A 17,836-nucleotide genomic window follows, 5' to 3' on the forward strand; every position below is an offset into this window, starting at 1 on the left:
GCGGCGATTCACGTCGCTGTCAGAACTCGTCTAACGCCGACTGCTCGGCGGCGGCGAGCAGGTCGTCGCAGGTCGCCCACGACCGGCGGGCGCAGTCGGGGACGTCGCCGGTATCGGCCACGTACTCGCGGAGAAACGACCGAGTCTTCGGGTCGCTCGGGTAGCCGCTACCGAGGGCGGCGTAGTCGTCGTACTCGGCGTCGATCGCGGCCATTCGTTCGTCGCGGGACACCTTCGCGACGACGCTCGCAGCCGCGACGACGGGGTCGTCCGCGTCGGCCCCGTGCGCGGCGGTGACGTCGATCGACGGGACCGTCCCGCGGTCGTCGATCCGCTCGTTCCCGTCGCGTTCTCGGCGAACGAACTCCCCGAGCCGCCGACCGAACCGCTCCTCGTCCGTGTCGCCCGCATCGGCGACGACGCGAACCGGCTCGCCGAGACCGGCCGCGACGTCCCCCGAGAGCGCGGTCCGTGCCGCTCGCGCTTGGGCGCGCACCGTGAGCGTGTTCATGTCGGTGTCGGGGCGGTCGATCTCGCCCGGCTCGACGAACGCGACGCCGATCGCGACCGTATCGAGCGCCGCGATCTCCGCGTCTATCGCCTCGCGCCGATCGGGTGAGAGACGCTTCGAGTCGTCCACGTCCGCCGGCAGGTGCGCCGGGTCCGCGAGCACCGCCGCGGCCACCATCGGTCCGAGCACGGGCCCCTTGCCGGCCTCGTCGACGCCGAGATACACGTACCGGTGGTCGTCGCTGAAGGATAAATACGTTCAGAAAGCGGTCGAGTGCGTCCGACGGCGGTCAGCTACTCGACGAGGACGGCGTTGACCTGTCCGGTCTGGCCGGGACGGGAGGTGACGCGGGCGCGGCCGGCGGACGTCTCGATGATAGCGCCCTTCGTGACGATGTTCCGGCGGGCGTAGTTGACGTTCGAGGGGTTCTCGACGACGTTCTCGATCGTGGCCTCGCTGACGACACCGTCGTCTGCGACCTGTGCGACGTTCGTCGAGAGCGCGCGGACCTTCGTCTCCGTGCCGCGGGAGTCGATGTACTGGACCCGCGTTTCGCCGACGGTCGTCTCGGCGGGCTCGCGGCCGAGCTGGTGGCGCTTCTTGTTCGCGGCGTGCTTGAGTCGTCCGCCCGTGCGCTTGCGTGTGGAGCGTCCTTGGTCTTTCATACAGAGACGAACAGCCAGCGAATACTTGAAGCGTTCGACTCGCACCGGGCTACACGGCCTGTCTCGCCGCCGACACGGCACGAACCGTTGTCGTCACGCGAACCGGGGAGCCGTCACGTGAACTGCCGCTCGAACGCGCGGATCCCGTCGTCGGTGCCGACCACGACGACCTCGTCGCCGGCGACGAAGCGCGTGTCGGGTCCGATGTCGGTGATCGTCTCGTCGTTCCGCTCGATCGCGATGACGCTGCAGCCGGTCGTCTCGCGGACGTTCGCCCGAGCGACGGTCTGCCCGGTCAGCTGCGGTGCCGCGGTCTGGATCACCTCGACGTGGGTGTCGAGCGAGAGCACGTCACGGTCGTCGAGGACGCGTGACGCACACAGCCGTCCGGTCACCGTCGCGAGCGCGAGCACGTAGTCGGCACCCGCCCGGTGCATCTTCGGGACGCTCTCGCTCTCTTCGACCCGCGCGAGGATCTCGACGTTCGGTGCCAGATCGCGGGCCACGAGCGTCGTGAACTCCGCCACCGTGTCGTCGGGGAGCGCGAGCACGGCCGTCTGCGCGTCCTCGATACCGGCGGCGGAGAGCGTCTCCGGATCGGTCGCGTCACCGACCACGTCGACGTCGTCGGCGTCCGTCTCGTCGACGACCGTCACCGGAATGCCGGCGTCGGTCAGGACTGACGTGACTGCGCGCCCCACCTGTCCGTAGCCGACGACGACCGTCTCGCCGGCACCGAACCGACGGGTCGAGGAGTTGCTCATGTCGACGAGCCGTTCGAGCTGGTCTTCGCGTCCGGAGACCAAGAGCACGGTCCCCGCCGACAGCGTCGCGTCCGGCGGCGGCGCGGCCTCGAACTCCCCGTTGAACCACGCCCCGATCACGTTGACGCCGGTTCGCGCGCCGATGCCGCTGTTGGCGAGCGTCGTCCCGGCGAGCCCGCTCCCGTGGTGGATCGACACCTCCGCGATCCGAAGCGAATCGCCGATCGGGACCGCCTCGTCCAGGTCGGTCTGCACCGCCGTGGTAACTTTCGCGGCGAGGCTCTCACCGAGCAGCGACCGCGGGGAGAGCACCTCGTCCGCGCCGGCGAGTCGGTGGTACCGCTCGCGGTCGGGGTTCTCGACGACGCTGATGACGCGAACGTCGGGCGAGATCTCCTTGGCGGCGAGGACGACGCTCGCGTCGACCTGGTCTGACACGTCGGTGACGAGCGCCCGGGCGCTCGTCAGATTCGCGCGCTGCAGCCCGTCGGTTGATTCGGGGTCGGCGCGGATCACGTCGTGATCGTCTTCGTACAGCGCCACCGCGCGGTCGGAGTCGGGCTCGACGACGACGTACGGGATCGACTCCGAGCCGAACTCGTCGAGCAGCGCGTCGGAGCGGGAGGTGTCCGCACAGACCACCACGTGGTCCGTGAGGCCGTCGTCGACCGCGCGGGGGACCGTCGTCGAGAACGCCTCTTGGAGGAGCGGGGTCACGACGACGGGCAACGCGCCGATGAGGAGCACCATCCCGACCAGGTCCATCACGGCGATGAACGCGTTCATCTGTTGGCTCTTCCACGGGGCGTCGCCGCCGAAGCCGGTCGTGGTGAACATCTCGACCGAGAACCGAAGCGACTCGACGAGCGTGCGTGGGTCGTTCTCGTACACCTCCATCCCCCACCGATAGGCGAGGGCGGTGGCGATCAAAACGGCGACGACGAACGCGGAGTACCCGACGACGCGACGCTTCCACGAGTCCATCGAATCGCCGTACGGAACCCACCCACTAAAACGGGACGTGTGCGCTCCCGCCCCGCTTCCGCGACCGAACGTCGAGGGTTTAAGATTCGCGGGCGTCGATTGGGGCACATGGTGCGGAACCCGCCGCGCGAGCGGGCCCCTCCGTCGGTCGACGAGGTGCTCGACGCGCTGGCCGACGACGCCGCGCGGCGGATCGTCACGGCGCTTTCCGAGCCGAAGACCGCGAGCGAACTCTCCGAGGAGTGTGACATCCCGCTGTCGACGACGTACCGCAAGCTCGAACAGCTCACGGAGGCCTCACTCCTCGAAGAGTCGACGGACATCCGCCGCGACGGACAGCACACGACGCGGTACTCGGTGGCCTTCGAGTCCGTGACGGTCGCCATCTCGGACGACGGCGACGACGGTGACGACTCGGAGCGCCGCGAGTTCGACGTGTCGTTCACGCGCCCGGAGCGAACCCGGGACGAACGCCTAGCCGACCTGTGGTCGGAGCTACGCGAGGAAACATGACTACGCACATCGACCTGCTCATCATCGTCGCAAAGACCGCCATCCTCGTGCTCGGTGGCAGTATCACCTACTACGCGCTCCGCGCGTACGGCCGGACCGGCGACCGGTCGCTTCGCGCGCTCGGTATCGGGTTCGGGATCGTCACCGTCGGGGCGCTCGTCGGCGGGGTGTCTCACCAGATAATCGGCGCCGACCTCGCCGTCGGCATCGCGGTCAACAGCCTGCTGACGGCGGTCGGGTTCGGGGTCATCGTCTACTCGCTGTACGTGGAGTGAGATCGGCGGTCCCCTCGGTGTGGCGTGTCGTCTAACGTTCGTGTCGCCGGCTCGCAGTCTCCGCGTCGGACGAGACGGCCACTGAACCCCCCGTTTCGGTAGCCTTTTGCGCCGTTCGACCGTCAGACGGACCAATGAGCGACGCACGCGAAGAGCTCTCCCGTCGGATCGCCGGCGAAATAACGCTCAGCGACGACCCCGGGGCGACGCTCCGGAAGTGGCGGACCGACTTCGACGTCTCACAGACCGAACTCGCAGACCAGCTCGACGTCTCATCTTCCGTGATCTCCGACTACGAGAGCGGCCGCCGCGAGAGCCCCGGCATCGGCGTCGTGCGGCGCACCGTCGACGGCCTCCTCGACATCGACGAACAGCGCGGCGGCGGGCGGCTCCGCCAGTACGCCCGGGTGCTCTCGGCGGGCTTCGAAAGCGACATCGTCCACGACCTCCGCGAGTATTCGACGGCCGTGTCGCTCGAGGCGTTCTACGACGCGATGGGGGCCACGGAGATCGCGCGCGGCGACCAAGACCACGTGAACGGCCACACCGTCATCAACTCGATCGAGGCGATAACGCGGCTGTCGAGCGAGGAGTTCTACCGGCTGTACGGGCAGTCCACCAACCGGGCGCTGGTGTTCACGGGAGTCACCCGCGGCGAGTCGCCGCTCGTCGCCATGCGGGTCGTGAGCCCCACGCCCAACGCGGTCATCCTCCACGGCATCGAGGACGGCGAACTCTGGGAGCACGCGGCCGACCTCGCGCGGGTCGACCAGTTCTCTCTCGCGACCTCCACGAAGGACCTCGACGCGTGCCTTGCCGACCTACAGGCGCTTTGAGCCGAACGCGGAACGACCGGTAACTGCGCGTCCGCCCCCCGTCACTCGTGGTGGTGGACCCACTCTTCGGTCGGCACGAGGTCGGACCCTCCGCACGCCCCGCAGGCCTCCGGCGCTTCGAACTCGTGTTCGCCGGGGGCGATCTGCGTGGGCGTCCCGGCGTGGGTCACTTGACAGCTCTCGCATACGAACTCCTTGACGTTCTCCGGGCTGTGTGCCATGCGAAGCCACCACACCCTGTTTTCATAAATGTGCTGACCGCTGTCGGGCGGAATAGGGCGTCGTCGACGGCCGCGGCGCGCCGCACCGCGCGTCACCGGGTGTGAGAATCTCGCGGTCCGAGTGCCACGTGTCGTCAGAAAGCGGCGGATCGGCGAAGCCAGGGCAGGGAGTTGAACCCCGGAAGTCTCGATTACAAGTCGAGTGCATGAACCACCCATGCTCCCCTGGCGCAGGCTGGCGTACTCGGTCCACCTATGAGTGCGTGTCGCTTTCGGCGAGCGGTTTCGTCAGCTCGACGCGGTGCGGCTCGTAGCCCCGATCCGCGTAGAAGTCGCGGGCGAGGTCGTTGTCCGCGAGCGCCTCCAGCGCGACCGCGTCCGCGCCCGCCTCGCGCAGCGCCTCCTCGGCCGCGTCCAGCAGTTCGGTCCCGATCCCCTCGCCGCGCCGACCGGGAACGACGAACAGGTTACTCACCGTCCCCCGCGTTCGGTCGCGCTCGTACCCGTTCCGGTCGAGCTCGAAGCCGACGAAGCCGACGACCTCCTCCCCGGAGCGAGCGACGAGCAGCTCTTCGGTGACCGCGGCGCGCGCGACCCACTCCCGGACCGCCCCCCGGTTCGCCTCCGCCCGCAGGGTCGCACCGTAGCGGCGCTGTCCCGCGGCGAGCGCGACCCAGAGGTCGGTCACCGCGTCGGCGTCGTCGGTGGTCGCGGGGTCGACCCGGACCCGATCGCTGTCGGGCATCATCCGTGGTTCGGCGCGGCGCGTGTTGAGCCTATCGCCGGGGGACGCGGCGCGCTCGTTCCGGACCGCTCACGCCTCCCGACACTCCGGACAGACCGCCTGTCCGTTGGCGGTGACGAGGTCCGGAACGAGCGCGCCGCAGGCCTCGCACACGCCCTGCGTCGGCGATCCGTCGGCGTCCGTGGTCGACGCGTCCACGGCGGGGTCGGTCCCGCCGTCCGCGTCCGGCGACCGCGTCCGCATCCGACGCGACTCGCCCGGCGACTGCTCGCCGAACGCACCGCCCGGTGCGGCGTCGCCGCTCCGAGGCGTCCTCGCGGCGAGCACGTCGCCGGCGGTGACGACGCCGACCGCCTCGTCCTCCTCGACCGCCACGACGCGATCGACGCCTTCGGCGACGAGCCGCTCCTCGACGGCCGCGAGCGCGTCGTCCGGCGCGACGGTCGGCAGCGGCGGTCCCATCGCGGACCCGACGGTCCGCTCCACGGCCGCCTCGACGTCCGCATCCGCCGACTCCGCGTCGAGCAGCACGCCGAGCGCCTCGCGGCACGCGAGCCGACCGACCGGTCTGCTCCCGCGGACCACGACGAGACAGTCAGTCTCCTCGGAGACCATGAGGTCGGCCGCCGCCGCGAGCGAGTCGGACTCGCTCGCCCCGAGGAACTCTCGGTGCATCACGTCCCGAACCGTGGTGTCTGTTCGCATACTGCGTGGCTCGCTCCCGATCGGCTAAAAACTGCCCCCGGTACGATTATACGAACCCGCCGCGTAGCCTGGGGGTTGGGACCTCGAAAAAGGAGGCTTCAAACCCGCCCCCGTCCGATCGCGAACATGACCGTGCCCTCGTTCGTGATCGGGATCGCTGGGGGGACGGGCGCGGGCAAGACGACGGTCGCCCGTCTCGTCACCCGCGACCTCGGCGACGACGTCACCCGCATCCCGCTCGACAACTACTACGAAGACCTCACGCACCTCGACTTCGAGGAGCGACAGTCCGTCAACTACGATCACCCCTCGGCGTTCGAGTGGGACCTCCTCCGCGAGCACCTCGAAACGCTGCTCGACGGACGCCCCGTCGAGATGCCCCAGTACGACTTCGAGGTCCACAACCGGAAAGCCGACACCGTCACCGTCGAGCCGACCGACGTGATCGTGCTCGAAGGGATCCTCGCGCTGTACGACGAGGACATAAACGAGCTGATGGATCTCCGGCTGTTCGTCGAGACCGACGCCGACGTGCGTATCCTCCGGCGGATCCGACGAGACGTGATCGACCGCGGCCGCGACTTAGAGGGCGTCATCGAGCAGTACCTCTCGACGGTGAAACCGATGCACGAGCAGTTCATCGAACCGTCGAAGAAACACGCCGACCTGATCATTCCGGAGGGCGCGAACAGCGTCGCGGTGAACCTCTTAGAAGAGAAGCTCCGCGCGGAAGTCGACGGCGAGTCGGGAAGCGGCTGGGAGCGCGGGAGCCTCGAATCGGCGCTGGGTGAGAAGCGCTCCTCGGACCTCGACGGCGACGAGTGAGTCTCAGTCGACGCGGCTCGACCCGTCGTCGCGTTTCGTCTCACCGCTCGGTCTCCTCGCCTCCCCCGCTTTCGCGGCCGCCTACCGCCGCCGGCTCGCCACCCGCTCTTCTGCGGTCTCCGCGCTGACGACCTCATAAAGCGTCGCCCGCCCACCGTCGTCTTTCGGCCGCAGGACGCGCCCGAGCCGCTGGGTGAACTCCCGCTCGCTGCCCGACCCCGAGAGGACGACGGCGACGTTCGCGTCGGGCACGTCGACGCCCTCGTCGAGCACGTTGGCCGCGACGACTCGGCTGTAGGTCCCGTCTCGGAACCGCTCTAACGTCTCTCGGCGCTCCGCCGCGCTCGTCTCGGCGGTGATCGCGGGGAGGAGGAACCGCTCTGAGAGCCGATAGACGAGGTCGGTGTGTGCGGTGAACACGATCACGCGGTCGTCGCGGTGCCGATCGAGGATCTCCCCGAGTCGCTCGACCTTCCGCGTCGCGTTCATCATGACCGCGCGAGCGTCCTGCTTCGCTAACAGGGCCTCGCGGGCGGCCGGGTCGTTGCCCGAGCGCTTGACGAGCTCCTGATAATCGCTCCCGCTCGTGAACGTGATACCGGCGTCGCGGACGTACTCGACGAACGTGCCCTGTCTCTCGTCGTAGCGCTCGCGTTCCTCTGGCGTCAGTTCGACTTCGATCCGACGGATGTCGTAGGGTGCGAGGTGCTCTCCGGCGAGGTCGTCCGCGTCGAGCCCGTACACGCGGTCGCCGAGCAGCTCCGCGACGGTCTCGTGAGCGCCGTCCGGTCGCTCGAACGTCGCCGTGAGCCCGAGCCGAGCGGGCGCGGCGAGCAGCCGCGCCACGTCGCGGTACCCCTCGCCGCCGAGGTGGTGGACCTCGTCGAAGACCACGAACTCGAAGGCGTCTCCCACGTCCTCGGCTTTCAGGTACGCGGAGTCGTACGTCGACACCGTGATCGCCTCCCGTCGCTGTTCGCCGCCCCCGAACCGGCCGATCGGAACGTCGAACTCCGTCTCCAACTCCCGCTGCCACTGGTCGAGGAGATCGACGGTCGGGACCACGACCAGCGTCGGGACGCCGAGGTCGACCATCGCGCGGATCGCGATCACGGTCTTTCCCGCGCCGGTCGGGAGTTCGAGCACGCCGCGGTCGCCCGCCTCGTGCCACGCGTCGAGCGCCTCGCGCTGGTACTCTCGGAGGTCGTAGTCGGTCGTGAGGCCGTCGCCGAGGCAGTCGGCCTCGGCGGCGCGGTCGCTCGCGTCGAGCACGCGGTCGTCGACGCTCACGCCCGCGACCGCCAGCGCACGGCGGATCGCGGCGTAGCGGTACGCGGGCGCGCGGCCCGTCTCCGATCGCGGATCGGCCTCGACGCCGGGGAGCGGGGGAAGCGGCTCGGTCGCGTCCGCGCCGGCGTCGACCCGGATCGTCCCGTCCTCGTAGGTGAGCCGGACGGTCATCGGCGAGTGTTGCCGTCCGACTCACAAAGACGCACCGTTCGGCGTCCGACCGCCGGCGTCGCGCCCCGGGCGCGGATCGCGGACGCCGGCTCGGCCAGTCTCCTACTCGGAGATGGTCGTCTTCACGATGCTCACGGGCGCGGTCGACTGCCGCGAGACGCGCTCCGTGACCGACCCGAGCATCCGGCGGTAGCTCCCCGACCGCGTCTTCGAGCCCATCACCGTCAGATCGATGTCGTTCCCGTCGATGTACCGGAGGATCTCCTCGTGCGGGTCCCCGTACACGAGCTCTGTAACCGCCTCGACGCCGGCGTCTCCGGCGTGGTCCGCCACCGCTTCGAGCGCCGTGCGGCCGCGCTCTTCGAGCGTCGACTCGGCACCTTCCGCGCCGTCGACGAACTCGTCGCCGGAGTACGCGTTGACCACGCCGCTGTCGACGACGTACAGCACGTGAAGCGTCGCGTCGTACCGATTCGCGGCGTCGATCGCGTGGTCGATCGCGCGGTCGACGCCCTCGCTGCCGTCCGTCGGGAGCAGTATTCGATCGTACATGGGTGAGGATTCGACACCCCGGAGAATAAATCGGTCGGCGGTTCTCACGCCGTGCACGGGGACGAGACGAGTCCGGATCTGCACCGCTGGCTCGTCTGCGGTCGTTCAAATAAGATCGAGCGGTGGTCGAGCGGTCGGCCCGAGCGGTGGTCGAATCGTTCGCCGCGCGTCGGACTGTCTCAGATGACGCGGTTCTGCAGGTAGTCGAGGTGTTTCGCGTTGTAGACGATCTTGACCTCGTCGGTCGCCGGGCTACCGATGCAGGTCAGGCGGACGTTCTTCTCTTCGACCTCCTCGTCGGAGAGGATCTGTTGCATGTCCATCTCGATGTCGCCTTCCTTGACGATGGACGCGCAGTTCGCACACGCACCGGCGCGACACGAGAAGGGCCAGTCGTAGCCCTGCGCCTCGGCCGATTCGAGAATGTACTCGCCCTGATTGACGTCGAGGGAGCCGTAGTCTTCGGCGTCGAGGTCGGCGTCGGCGGCCTCCTCGAAGAGGTCGTCGTCGTCCATCGACCAGCCGTGGTCGTCGAGCACTTCGTAGTTGAGGTATTCTACTGTGGGCATCATCTGCCGGTTTGGTGCCCACCTCATTAGGCTTTGCTGTTCAGCGTGTTCTGTGTGAAAATCGAGGCCCCGAAGCGAGACGAGACCGAGTCAGCCGCGTTCGGCCGCCTCCGACCCGAACCCGAGCGGTACGCGCACGCGATTCCGCCCGCCGCCTCCGTAGCGGCCGCAGGCCGTCTCGCTCGGACGGGCCGACGACCGACGGGCGAGTCACTCGTCGGCGTCGTTCCCGGCCGGGTCGTCGCTCGGCTCTCCATCCTCGGGGTCGAACTCGTCGACCGGGGTCACGCTGTAATCGACGGTGAGGGTGTCCTTCGTCGCGCGGACCTTCCCGACGAACGCGGATATCTCGTCGAGACTCCCTTCGAGCACGAAAAGCTCCATGCAGTAGCGCGACCCGACGTGGCTGTGGAAGTTCGAGGCGACGATCCCCTCGTGCTCGTGTCGGAGCCGCATCATCCGCTCTTCGACGCTCGTCGTCTCGTAGTCGAACAGCACGGTCACCACGCCCATGAGTTCCCGGTCGTCGAGCCGTTCGTCTTCGAACTCGCCGAGGAGGCTCCGAGACGCCTCGCGGACGACCTCGCTGCGACCGGTGTAGCCGTGCTCGTCTGCGAACCCGTCTATCCGCTCCAGTAGCTCCTCCGGCATCGAGACGCTGACGACCGTCATATAATAACTGACTGCATAGATATTATTAACCTTTGAGGTTCGACTCGCCCGTCGTCGTCGCTCGCCCGCCGTCGACTCGGTCGGTGAGCCACGCGTAGTGATCGAGGAGCGCGCGTTCCCCGGCGTCGGTGAGCGCGTACACGTCCGCGATCCCCTCGGTGTGGCGGTCGAGGAAGCCGGCCTCGACGAGCGACGTGAGCGTCCCGTAGAAGGATCCGGGATCGATCCGCTCGTCGTAGTGCGATTCGAGCCGACTCTTCAGCGACTGCGCCCGCAGCTCCCCCGCGTCGTACAGCAGGGCACACAGGTCGCGGCGACGACCGCTGTGAAGCCACTTCGTCATGGGCCGCGTTTCGCGCGGGTCCCCTCGACCGTTTCGGTCGACGACCAAAGCGCCCACCCGCTGTCCGAGGAGTTCTAACCCGCCAAACATACACCACAGTATATTCGCCATCACGACATCTATTTCTAACTAAATGAGGATATATTAGCTATTTGTATCGTAATATTCCTTGTAGTGTGTAGTAACGGAAGTTTCATCAGTCTCCTATCCGTGGGGAGCGTATGCACACCACGATCGAACGGGTGATCTGTCGCCACCGGTACGAGCGCCGTGCGGTCGTCATCGATCCGGACGAGGTCGTCGAATCCTGTGCCAAGTGCGGCAAGGAGCGGGTCCGGTCGACCGCCGGTTCGTAACGCAGACCGGCCGCGTCTCTGTCGCGGACCGGCCGCGCCTCCGTCCGAGTCGTGCGGCTGCGGCGCGCGACACGTCGACCAGCGCAACACGACGATCGCGCGGCGGGACGACCGCGCGACGGACGCCGGATCAACCCCACTCCGCTCGTCCGCCGGTCGGTCCGGTATCACCCACCCGGGCGATAGGGGGAAATGTACGGAACTCCTACCCGGGGTATGCTCGCGCTCGTCGGGTTCCTCACCCTCGTCGCGCTCGTCGGATTCCACGTCCTGCTCGCCGGGGTGACGACTCGGTTCTTCCGTCTCCGCTTGTCGACCGCGTGGGGCTCGGTCGTCTACACGATCGTCTTGACGCCGATACTGCTCTTCGTCTCCACGCTGTTTTTCACCGGCGTGCTCAACGTCGGCATCGGCCTCGATCTGGGTAGCCCGACCATCGTCTTCGGGCTGCTCATCGTGCTCCCGATCGTGCTCGGCGTGGCGATCGACTACCTGTACGTCCCGTCGCCGGAGGAGTACGAACTCCCGGAGACCCGGTGACGACGGCCTACCGCTCTCCCGCGAGTTCCGCCACGACGTCGCCGACCCGGTCGCTCACCGCTGACGGCGACGCGGTCGCGTCGACGCGGTGGAACCGGTCCGGCTCGGCGTCGATCAGTCGTTCGTAGTTCTCACGGACCGCGGCGAGGTAGCCGTCCTGTTCGAACTTGTTCGTCCGTCCGGAGCGCTCGGCCGCGGTCCGCGCGTCGAGGTCGAGGTATATCGTCGCGTCCGGCGGCCGCGAGAACGGGTCGTGAACGTCGCGAATGTACGCGAGCGGTCGGTCGATGTCGACGTCGCTCGCGGCGAGCGTCGCCGCCTGATACGCGAACCGCGAGTCGGAGTAGCGGTCGGAGATCACGAGGTCGCCGTCCGCGAGCGCGGGCTCGATCGTTCGAGAGAGGTGGTCCGCGTGGTCCGCCGTGTAGAGGAACAGCTCCGCGAGCGGGTCCGCGTCGTCGGCCTCGATCGACCGGTAGACCGCGTCGCCGTACCAGCTGTCGGTCGGCTCGCGGGTGAACGTCGCGTCGGGGAAGCGGTCGCGAAGCGCCTCCCACGCGGTCGTCTTGCCGCTCCCGTCGATCCCCTCAAGCGTGATAAGCATGCGTCGCGCTCGGACGCGCCGGGGAATAAACGACTGGGGTTTCGGAGGGACGACGTCGTCCTTTTTAGTGTACCGGCGGCAAACCGCCGGCATGGTCAGCGACTCTCCCGGGCCGCAGCCGCCACGGAGGCACCGATGGTAGCCGTCGCCGTCTCAGTCACCCGCGTGGTCGCTGCGCTCGTGTTGGTGGTGTTGAACGGCTTCTTCGTCGCGAGCGAGTTCGCGTTCGTCCGCGTCCGCTCGACGTCGGTCGAACAGCTTGCCGAGGAGGGCCGCGCCGGGTCCGGCGCGCTACAGGACGTGATGACGAGCCTCGACGACTACCTCGCGGCGACGCAGCTCGGGATCACGATCGCGTCGCTCGGACTCGGATGGATCGGCGAGCCCGCGGTCGCCGCGCTCATCGAGCCCGTGCTCGGTCCGCTGCTCCCCGAGAGCCTCGTCCACCTCGTCGCGTTCGCGATCGGATTCAGCGTCATCACCTTCCTCCACGTCGTGTTCGGCGAGCTCGCGCCGAAGACGATCGCCATCGCGCAGGCGGAGCGGGTCGCGCTGCTTTTGGCCCCGCCGATGAAGCTCTCTTACTACCTGTTCGCGCCCGGGATCGTCGTGTTCAACGGGGCCGCGAACTGGTTCACGCGGGCCATCGGCGTCCCGCCCGCGTCCGAGACCGACGAGACGCTCGAAGAACGGGAACTCCGGCGCGTGCTGGCGCGCTCCGGCGAGGCCGGTCACGTCGCCGACGCGGAAGTCGAGATGGTCGAGCGGGTCTTCGAGCTCGACGACACCGTCGTCCGCGAGGTGATGGTTCCCCGCCCCGACGTGGTGAGCGTGCCGGTCGACGCCGACCTCGACGCGATCCGGACGATCGCACTCGACGCCGGCCACACGCGCTACCCGGTCGTGGCCGACGAGGACGCCGACCGCGTGGTCGGCTTCCTCGACGTGAAAGACGTGCTGCGCGCCACGGAGACCGGCGACGAATCGGTCACCGCGGGCGACCTCGTGCGAGACGTGATCGTCGTGCCGGAGACGACCTCGCTCTCCGACCTCCTCGTCCAGTTCCGCGCCGAGCACCGCCAGATGGCCGCCGTCGTCGACGAGTGGGGGGCCTTCGAGGGGATCGCCACCGTCGAGGACGCCGTCGAGGCGCTCGTCGGCGACCTCCGCGACGAGTTCGACGCCGGCCGCGGCGACCACACCATCCGGAAGGAGGCCGAGGGGACCTACGAGGCCGACGGCTCCGTCTCGCTGTCGGTCGTCAACGAGACGCTCGGCACCGACTTCGACGGGAACGGCTACGAGACGCTCGGCGGGCTCGTGTTGGACCGTCTCGGCCGCACGCCTGACCCGGGCGACGCCGTCTCCGTCGGCGGGTACGGCTTCGAAGTGACCGCGGTCGACGGTGCCCGCATCTCGACCGTCCGCGTGACCCGGACGGACGTGGAGGCCGGGAGCGGCAGTTCCCGAGGCGAGGCGACCGACGGCACTGACGAAAGCGTCACCGCCGGCGACAGCGGCGTGACTGACGACAGCGACGCCGACTCCGGCGACGACAGCGACGCCGACACGACTCACGACAGCGACGCCGACTCCGGCGACGACAGCGACGCCGACACGACTGTGTGACACCTCGCCAACGCGGGGGAGTATTTTAGTCTCGCGCGGTGACGGTGCGTGCATGATCGATCAGATCCTGTTTCCGACGGACGGGAGCGAGGGAGCGAGAGAGTCCTTCGAGCACGTCCTCGACCTCGCCGCCGACCACGCCGCGACCGTCCGCCTCCTCAACGTCGCCGACACGACTCACGACAGCGTCACGCGGATCGGAGGGGAGGTCGTCGACGTACTCGAACGCGAGGGGAAGTCGTTCGTCGACGACCTCGCCGACCGCGCCGCCGACCGCGGCGTCTCGGCGACGACGCACGTCGCACAGGGCGGGGTCGAAGAGACGATCGTCGCGTACGCCGCAGAACACGACGTCGACCTGATCGCGATGTCGACGCGGGGTCGCACGGGGCTCGACCGCCTGCTGCTCGGGAGCACCACCGAGCGGGTCCTCAGGCAGTCGGACGTCCCGGTGCTCAGCGTTCGCCCCGCCGACGCGACGCCGCGGTACCCGTATCGGAACGTCCTCGTCGCGACCGACGGGAGCGACCACGCCGACGCCGCGGTCGAGCGCGCCGCGGCGCTCGCGGCCGCCACGGACGCGACGGTCCACGTGCTCTCGGTCGTCGACGTCGGTGCCGTCGGGAGCGAGGCGTACTCGGGGGTCGACGCGCTGATCGACGACGCGGAGGAGACCGTCGCGGCGGCGTCGGCCGCCGCCGCGGCCGAGGGCGTCGAGACGGTGGAGGCCGTCGAAGTCGCCGCGTCGGCCGCCGGCGGCATCCGGTCGTACGTCGCCGACCACGACGTCGACCTCGTCGCGCTGGGGACGCGCGGGCGGACCGGCGTCGAGCGGTACGTCCTCGGGAGCGTCGCCGAGCGGACCGTTCGGACCGCGCCCGTGCCGGTGTTGACGGTTCCGCGACCCGACCGACCGAGTGAGTGACGCCCGACCGAGCAACGCGAGCGACGCCCGACCGCGCTCACGCGATCGCGGCCGAACCCGTCGACTCCGCGGTAGGTTTACGGGGCTTCCGCCCGTCACGAGTCGTATGAAAGTGTTGGTAGCCGGCGGAACCGGGTTCATCGGATCGCACCTCTGCCGCGCGCTCGCGGACGGCGGTCACGAGGTGACGGCCCTCTCGCGGTCGGCCGACGACACGCCCGGCGACGTCGCCGCCGCCGTCGGGGACGTCACCGACTACGACTCGATCGTCGACGCGGTAGACGGACAGGACGCCGTGGTGAACCTCGTCGCGCTCTCCCCGCTTTTCGAGCCGAAGGGCGGAAACGTGATGCACGACCGGATCCACCGTGGCGGCACCGAGAACCTCGTACGAGCCGCGGAGGAAGGCGGAGCCGACCGGTTCGTCCAGCTGAGTGCGCTCGGTGCCGACCCGGACGGGGCGACCGCTTACATCCGCGCGAAGGGCGAGGCCGAGGCGATCGTCCGCGACAGCGACCTCGACCACACGATATTCCGCCCCTCCGTCGTCTTCGGCGACGGCGGCGAGTTCGTCTCGTTCACCAAGCGGCTGAAGGGAATGTTCGCGCCCGGCGTCCCCCTCTACCCCCTGCCCGGCGGCGGGAGGACCCGGTTCCAGCCGATCCACGTCGAGGATCTCGTCCCCATGATCGTCGCGTCGCTCGAGTCGGACGACCACGTCGGCGAGGCCTACGAGATCGGTGGCCCGGAGCGGCTGACGCTGCGCGAGGTGACGGACCTCGTGTACGAGGCCGAACAGAAGGGGGTCACGATCGTGCCGCTGCCGATGCCGCTCGCGAAGATCGGGCTCTCGGTGCTCGGCGCGGTACCGGGATTCCCGATGGGGCCCGACCAGTATCGGTCGCTGCAGTTCGACAACACGACCGCCGACAACGACGTCGGCGCGTTCGGGGTCGACGCCGGCGAACTGACCACGCTCGCCGAGTACCTCGGCGTCGAGTGACATGACGCGGGTGCCGTGCGCCGCCGGAACGACCGAGACGAGCCGAGAGCGTCGGCCTCGCTCGCGGATACGGATCTCAGGGCTGGTAACGGCAACCGAAGGCTTAAATACGAGTTTACAGTCTGTTGTTTCCAAAGGCCGAGAGAGCACACGATGAAACTTGCAATGATCGGATTCGGACAGGCGGGGGGGAAAGTCGTCGACAAGTTCCTGGAGTACGACAAGCGGACGGGCTCGGAGATCGTCCGCGCGGCCGCGGCCGTCAACACGGCCAAGGCGGACCTGATGGGCCTCGAACACATCACCGAGGAACAGCGGGTACTCATCGGGCAGTCCCGGGTGAAGGGCCACGGGGTCGGCGCGGACAACGAACTCGGCGCGGAGATCGCCGAGGAGGACATCGACGAGGTACAGGGCGCGATCGACTCGATCCCGGTCCACGAGGTCGACGCGTTCCTCGTCGTCGCCGGGCTCGGCGGTGGGACGGGCTCGGGCGGCGCGCCGGTGCTCGCGAAACACCTCAAGCGGATCTACACGGAACCCGTCTACGGGCTCGGTATCCTGCCGGGCAGCGACGAGGGTGGCATCTACACGCTCAACGCCGCTCGGTCGTTCCAGACGTTCGTCCGCGAGGTGGACAACCTGATGGTGTTCGACAACGACGCGTGGCGACAGACCGGCGAGTCCGTGCAGGGCGGCTACTCCGAGATCAACGAGGAGATCGTCCGACGGTTCGGAATCCTGTTCGGCGCGGGCGAGATCCAGCAGGGTCAGGAGGTCGCAGAGAGCGTCGTCGACTCCTCTGAGATCATCAACACGCTCTCCGGCGGCGGCGTCTCGACCGTCGGGTACGCGGAAGAGGAGGTCGAGGAGCGAAGCTCCGGCGGGCTGCTCTCTCGGCTCCGAAACGACGACGACGAGGACGAACTCGACAGTGCACACACCACCAACCGGATCACGAGCCTCGTCCGCAAGGCTGCTCTGGGACGGCTCACGCTCCCCTGTGAGATCGAGGGCGCGGAGCGCGCGCTGCTCGTGCTCGCCGGGCCGCCGGAGTACCTCAACCGGAAGGGGATCGAGCGCGGCCGCAAGTGGCTCGAAGAGCAGACCGGCTCGATGGAGGTCCGCGGCGGCGACTACCCGTACCGCGGTGCCGGGTTCGTTGCGACCGTCATCCTGCTCGCGGGCGTCACGAACGTCCCGCGGATCAAGGAGCTCCAGCAGGTCGCCATCGAGGCGCAGGACAACTTAGACGAGATCCGCGAGGAGAGCGAGGACAACCTCGACGAGCTCGTCAGCGACGGCAGCGACGAGCTGGAATCGCTGTTCTAGGGCGACCCTCTCGATGGAGGTCCTCGTTCCGTTCTCGACCGACCGCCCCAAGTCTCGACTCTCTTCAGTCCTCGATCCAGCCGAGCGCGCGGCGTTCGCCAGGGCCATGCTCGCGGACGTGCTCGACGCTGTCAACGCCGCCGGCGGGGAGCCGCGGGTGCTCGCGACCGGTCCGGTCGAGCCCGAGACCGAGTGCCCGGTCGAGGTCGACGACCGCCCGTTGACGCGCGCGGTGAACGCGGCGCTATCGGACCGGCGCACGACCGCCGATCAGCCCGTCGGGATCGTCATGGCCGACCTCGCTATCGCCACCCCGTCCGCGCTTCGGGAGCTGTTCGACGCGGTCGAGCGAGCCGCTGACGTCTCGATCGCTCCCGGGCGCGGCGGCGGGACGAACGCGCTCGCGGTCGACCACCCCGAGTTCCACGTGGACTACCACGGCGCGTCCTACCGCGACCACCGACGGATCGCAGACGAGGTCGACGCGACCGTCAGCGCGATCGACTCCCATCGGCTGGCGACCGACGTCGACGAGCCCGCGGACCTCGCGGAGGTGCTGATCCACGGCGAGGGACGGTCGGCGGCGTGGCTCCGCGAGGCGGGATTCGCGCTCGACGCGTCCGGTGGCCGGGCCTCGGTCGTTCGGAAGTGAGCGTCCGGGCGCTCACCGCCGTTTCCGTCGGTACCGACAAGTGAGTGACGTCCCTTCCACACGTCAGAGCGTATGCCGAGGCGCATCGAAGAGACGCTGTCGGACCGGTTCGACGTCGACGTGGGGTACTGAAGACGAACGCGGGGCCCCTCGT

The 17,836-nt window shown here is 68.8% G+C and carries 23 protein-coding genes and 1 tRNA gene; 11 read left to right on the plus strand and 13 right to left on the minus strand.

From position 1 onward, the window contains the following. Positions 1-19: 19 nt before the first annotated feature. The 3 genes from rnhB to NO930_RS02265 all read right to left on the minus strand — a co-directional run bounded on the left by rnhB (position 20) and on the right by NO930_RS02265 (position 2,924). Positions 20-736, minus strand: a complete 717-nt coding sequence (gene rnhB, locus NO930_RS02255; RefSeq protein WP_256402342.1) for a ribonuclease HII — start codon at positions 734-736, stop codon at positions 20-22. A gap of 68 nt (positions 737-804) precedes the next feature. Continuing rightward, positions 805-1,176: a 30S ribosomal protein S8e gene (locus tag NO930_RS02260; RefSeq protein WP_137783232.1), complete on the minus strand. Its 372-nt coding sequence runs from the start codon at positions 1,174-1,176 to the stop codon at positions 805-807. Positions 1,177-1,289: 113 nt separating this feature from the next. Next, a complete protein-coding gene (locus tag NO930_RS02265) occupies positions 1,290-2,924 on the minus strand; it encodes a potassium channel family protein (RefSeq protein WP_137783233.1) in 1,635 nt (544 codons plus the stop codon). A gap of 108 nt (positions 2,925-3,032) precedes the next feature. On the opposite strand from NO930_RS02265, the gene NO930_RS02270 reads away from it, so the two are divergent. The 3 genes from NO930_RS02270 to NO930_RS02280 all read left to right on the plus strand — a co-directional run bounded on the left by NO930_RS02270 (position 3,033) and on the right by NO930_RS02280 (position 4,548). Further along, positions 3,033-3,437 (plus strand): ArsR/SmtB family transcription factor, encoded by a 405-nt coding sequence (locus NO930_RS02270; RefSeq protein ID WP_137783234.1) that lies wholly within the window; start codon positions 3,033-3,035, stop codon positions 3,435-3,437. Continuing rightward, a complete protein-coding gene (locus NO930_RS02275; protein ID WP_137783235.1) occupies positions 3,434-3,712 on the plus strand; it encodes a DUF7521 family protein in 279 nt (92 codons plus the stop codon). The genes NO930_RS02270 and NO930_RS02275 overlap by 4 nt, the downstream gene beginning before the upstream one ends. Positions 3,713-3,846: 134 nt before the next feature. Next, entirely contained in the window at positions 3,847-4,548 is a 702-nt protein-coding gene (locus NO930_RS02280; protein ID WP_137784485.1) for a helix-turn-helix domain-containing protein, read from the plus strand. Between the two features lie 41 nt (positions 4,549-4,589). Here the strand turns inward: NO930_RS02280 and NO930_RS02285 are convergent, their stop codons facing one another. The 4 genes from NO930_RS02285 to NO930_RS02300 form a co-directional block, all read right to left on the minus strand. Further along, positions 4,590-4,769, minus strand: a complete 180-nt coding sequence (locus NO930_RS02285) for a hypothetical protein (protein ID WP_256402343.1) — start codon at positions 4,767-4,769, stop codon at positions 4,590-4,592. Positions 4,770-4,925: 156 nt separating this feature from the next. Next, positions 4,926-4,999: transfer RNA gene (locus NO930_RS02290), tRNA-Thr, on the minus strand. Positions 5,000-5,022: 23 nt separating this feature from the next. Further along, positions 5,023-5,514 carry a GNAT family N-acetyltransferase gene (locus NO930_RS02295; RefSeq protein ID WP_256402344.1) on the minus strand — a complete coding sequence of 164 codons (492 nt, stop codon included), beginning with the start codon at positions 5,512-5,514 and terminating at the stop codon, positions 5,023-5,025. 69 nt (positions 5,515-5,583) lie between these two features. Then, the gene (locus NO930_RS02300) at positions 5,584-6,219 is read right to left on the minus strand and encodes a CBS domain-containing protein (RefSeq protein ID WP_256402345.1); all 636 of its coding nucleotides are present in this window, start codon (positions 6,217-6,219) and stop codon (positions 5,584-5,586) included. A gap of 126 nt (positions 6,220-6,345) precedes the next feature. Here NO930_RS02300 and udk point away from each other — a divergent pair, with 126 nt between their 5' ends. Continuing rightward, a complete protein-coding gene (udk, locus tag NO930_RS02305) occupies positions 6,346-7,044 on the plus strand; it encodes a uridine kinase (RefSeq protein ID WP_137784461.1) in 699 nt (232 codons plus the stop codon). Positions 7,045-7,125: 81 nt separating this feature from the next. Here udk and NO930_RS02310 read toward each other — a convergent pair whose 3' ends face one another. The 5 genes from NO930_RS02310 to NO930_RS02330 form a co-directional block, all read right to left on the minus strand. Further along, on the minus strand, positions 7,126-8,505 hold the full coding sequence (locus NO930_RS02310; RefSeq protein WP_256402346.1) for a DEAD/DEAH box helicase: 1,380 nt from the start codon (positions 8,503-8,505) through the stop codon (positions 7,126-7,128). 102 nt (positions 8,506-8,607) lie between these two features. Next, complete coding sequence (locus NO930_RS02315; protein ID WP_256402347.1) at positions 8,608-9,057, minus strand: universal stress protein; 450 nt, start codon at positions 9,055-9,057, stop codon at positions 8,608-8,610. Positions 9,058-9,236: 179 nt separating this feature from the next. Next, complete coding sequence (gene fer, locus NO930_RS02320; protein WP_137782983.1) at positions 9,237-9,626, minus strand: ferredoxin Fer; 390 nt, start codon at positions 9,624-9,626, stop codon at positions 9,237-9,239. Positions 9,627-9,836: 210 nt separating this feature from the next. Next, positions 9,837-10,298, minus strand: coding sequence for a CopG family ribbon-helix-helix protein (locus tag NO930_RS02325; RefSeq protein WP_256402348.1), 462 nt, complete (start codon positions 10,296-10,298; stop codon positions 9,837-9,839). Positions 10,299-10,323: 25 nt separating this feature from the next. After that, positions 10,324-10,641 (minus strand): PadR family transcriptional regulator, encoded by a 318-nt coding sequence (locus tag NO930_RS02330; protein ID WP_137782981.1) that lies wholly within the window; start codon positions 10,639-10,641, stop codon positions 10,324-10,326. Between the two features lie 221 nt (positions 10,642-10,862). On the opposite strand from NO930_RS02330, the gene NO930_RS02335 reads away from it, so the two are divergent. Both NO930_RS02335 and NO930_RS02340 read left to right on the plus strand, forming a co-directional pair. After that, the gene (locus NO930_RS02335) at positions 10,863-10,997 is read left to right on the plus strand and encodes a hypothetical protein (protein ID WP_255511556.1); all 135 of its coding nucleotides are present in this window, start codon (positions 10,863-10,865) and stop codon (positions 10,995-10,997) included. Positions 10,998-11,213: 216 nt separating this feature from the next. Continuing rightward, complete coding sequence (locus NO930_RS02340) at positions 11,214-11,537, plus strand: DUF7991 family protein (RefSeq protein WP_137782980.1); 324 nt, start codon at positions 11,214-11,216, stop codon at positions 11,535-11,537. A gap of 7 nt (positions 11,538-11,544) precedes the next feature. Here the strand turns inward: NO930_RS02340 and tmk are convergent, their stop codons facing one another. Beyond that, positions 11,545-12,141 (minus strand): dTMP kinase, encoded by a 597-nt coding sequence (gene tmk / locus NO930_RS02345; RefSeq protein ID WP_137782979.1) that lies wholly within the window; start codon positions 12,139-12,141, stop codon positions 11,545-11,547. Positions 12,142-12,276: 135 nt separating this feature from the next. Here tmk and NO930_RS02350 point away from each other — a divergent pair, with 135 nt between their 5' ends. From NO930_RS02350 to cofC, 5 genes are all read left to right on the plus strand, one after another. Then, positions 12,277-13,770, plus strand: a complete 1,494-nt coding sequence (locus NO930_RS02350; RefSeq protein ID WP_256402349.1) for a hemolysin family protein — start codon at positions 12,277-12,279, stop codon at positions 13,768-13,770. Positions 13,771-13,822: 52 nt separating this feature from the next. After that, positions 13,823-14,695, plus strand: coding sequence for a universal stress protein (locus NO930_RS02355; RefSeq protein ID WP_256402350.1), 873 nt, complete (start codon positions 13,823-13,825; stop codon positions 14,693-14,695). Positions 14,696-14,801: 106 nt separating this feature from the next. Further along, positions 14,802-15,698: a complex I NDUFA9 subunit family protein gene (locus NO930_RS02360; RefSeq protein ID WP_137782976.1), complete on the plus strand. Its 897-nt coding sequence runs from the start codon at positions 14,802-14,804 to the stop codon at positions 15,696-15,698. Positions 15,699-15,851: 153 nt separating this feature from the next. After that, the gene (locus tag NO930_RS02365) at positions 15,852-17,030 is read left to right on the plus strand and encodes a tubulin/FtsZ family protein (protein ID WP_199242172.1); all 1,179 of its coding nucleotides are present in this window, start codon (positions 15,852-15,854) and stop codon (positions 17,028-17,030) included. Between the two features lie 13 nt (positions 17,031-17,043). After that, positions 17,044-17,682, plus strand: a complete 639-nt coding sequence (gene cofC, locus NO930_RS02370; protein WP_256402351.1) for a 2-phospho-L-lactate guanylyltransferase — start codon at positions 17,044-17,046, stop codon at positions 17,680-17,682. The last annotated feature ends 154 nt before the right edge of the window (positions 17,683-17,836 follow it).

It is taken from the genome of Halorubrum salinum, assembly GCF_024494575.1.
GTDB lineage: Archaea > Halobacteriota > Halobacteria > Halobacteriales > Haloferacaceae > Halorubrum > Halorubrum salinum.

Coding starts and splice junctions, on each gene's coding strand:
- cofC (WP_256402351.1), top strand. CDS start 17,044: ATGGAGGTCCTCGTTCCGTTCTCGACCGACCGCCCCAAGTCTCGACTC.
- NO930_RS02280 (WP_137784485.1), top strand. CDS start 3,847: ATGAGCGACGCACGCGAAGAGCTCTCCCGTCGGATCGCCGGCGAAATA.
- NO930_RS02310 (WP_256402346.1), bottom strand. CDS start 8,505: ATGACCGTCCGGCTCACCTACGAGGACGGGACGATCCGGGTCGACGCC.
- NO930_RS02360 (WP_137782976.1), top strand. CDS start 14,802: ATGAAAGTGTTGGTAGCCGGCGGAACCGGGTTCATCGGATCGCACCTC.
- NO930_RS02335 (WP_255511556.1), top strand. CDS start 10,863: ATGCACACCACGATCGAACGGGTGATCTGTCGCCACCGGTACGAGCGC.
- tmk (WP_137782979.1), bottom strand. CDS start 12,141: ATGCTTATCACGCTTGAGGGGATCGACGGGAGCGGCAAGACGACCGCG.
- NO930_RS02265 (WP_137783233.1), bottom strand. CDS start 2,924: ATGGACTCGTGGAAGCGTCGCGTCGTCGGGTACTCCGCGTTCGTCGTC.
- fer (WP_137782983.1), bottom strand. CDS start 9,626: ATGCCCACAGTAGAATACCTCAACTACGAAGTGCTCGACGACCACGGC.
- NO930_RS02330 (WP_137782981.1), bottom strand. CDS start 10,641: ATGACGAAGTGGCTTCACAGCGGTCGTCGCCGCGACCTGTGTGCCCTG.
- NO930_RS02260 (WP_137783232.1), bottom strand. CDS start 1,176: ATGAAAGACCAAGGACGCTCCACACGCAAGCGCACGGGCGGACGACTC.
- udk (WP_137784461.1), top strand. CDS start 6,346: ATGACCGTGCCCTCGTTCGTGATCGGGATCGCTGGGGGGACGGGCGCG.
- NO930_RS02285 (WP_256402343.1), bottom strand. CDS start 4,769: ATGGCACACAGCCCGGAGAACGTCAAGGAGTTCGTATGCGAGAGCTGT.
- NO930_RS02325 (WP_256402348.1), bottom strand. CDS start 10,298: ATGACGGTCGTCAGCGTCTCGATGCCGGAGGAGCTACTGGAGCGGATA.
- NO930_RS02275 (WP_137783235.1), top strand. CDS start 3,434: ATGACTACGCACATCGACCTGCTCATCATCGTCGCAAAGACCGCCATC.
- NO930_RS02270 (WP_137783234.1), top strand. CDS start 3,033: ATGGTGCGGAACCCGCCGCGCGAGCGGGCCCCTCCGTCGGTCGACGAG.
- NO930_RS02365 (WP_199242172.1), top strand. CDS start 15,852: ATGAAACTTGCAATGATCGGATTCGGACAGGCGGGGGGGAAAGTCGTC.
- NO930_RS02295 (WP_256402344.1), bottom strand. CDS start 5,514: ATGCCCGACAGCGATCGGGTCCGGGTCGACCCCGCGACCACCGACGAC.
- NO930_RS02315 (WP_256402347.1), bottom strand. CDS start 9,057: ATGTACGATCGAATACTGCTCCCGACGGACGGCAGCGAGGGCGTCGAC.
- NO930_RS02300 (WP_256402345.1), bottom strand. CDS start 6,219: ATGCGAACAGACACCACGGTTCGGGACGTGATGCACCGAGAGTTCCTC.
- NO930_RS02350 (WP_256402349.1), top strand. CDS start 12,277: ATGGTAGCCGTCGCCGTCTCAGTCACCCGCGTGGTCGCTGCGCTCGTG.
- NO930_RS02355 (WP_256402350.1), top strand. CDS start 13,823: ATGATCGATCAGATCCTGTTTCCGACGGACGGGAGCGAGGGAGCGAGA.
- NO930_RS02340 (WP_137782980.1), top strand. CDS start 11,214: ATGCTCGCGCTCGTCGGGTTCCTCACCCTCGTCGCGCTCGTCGGATTC.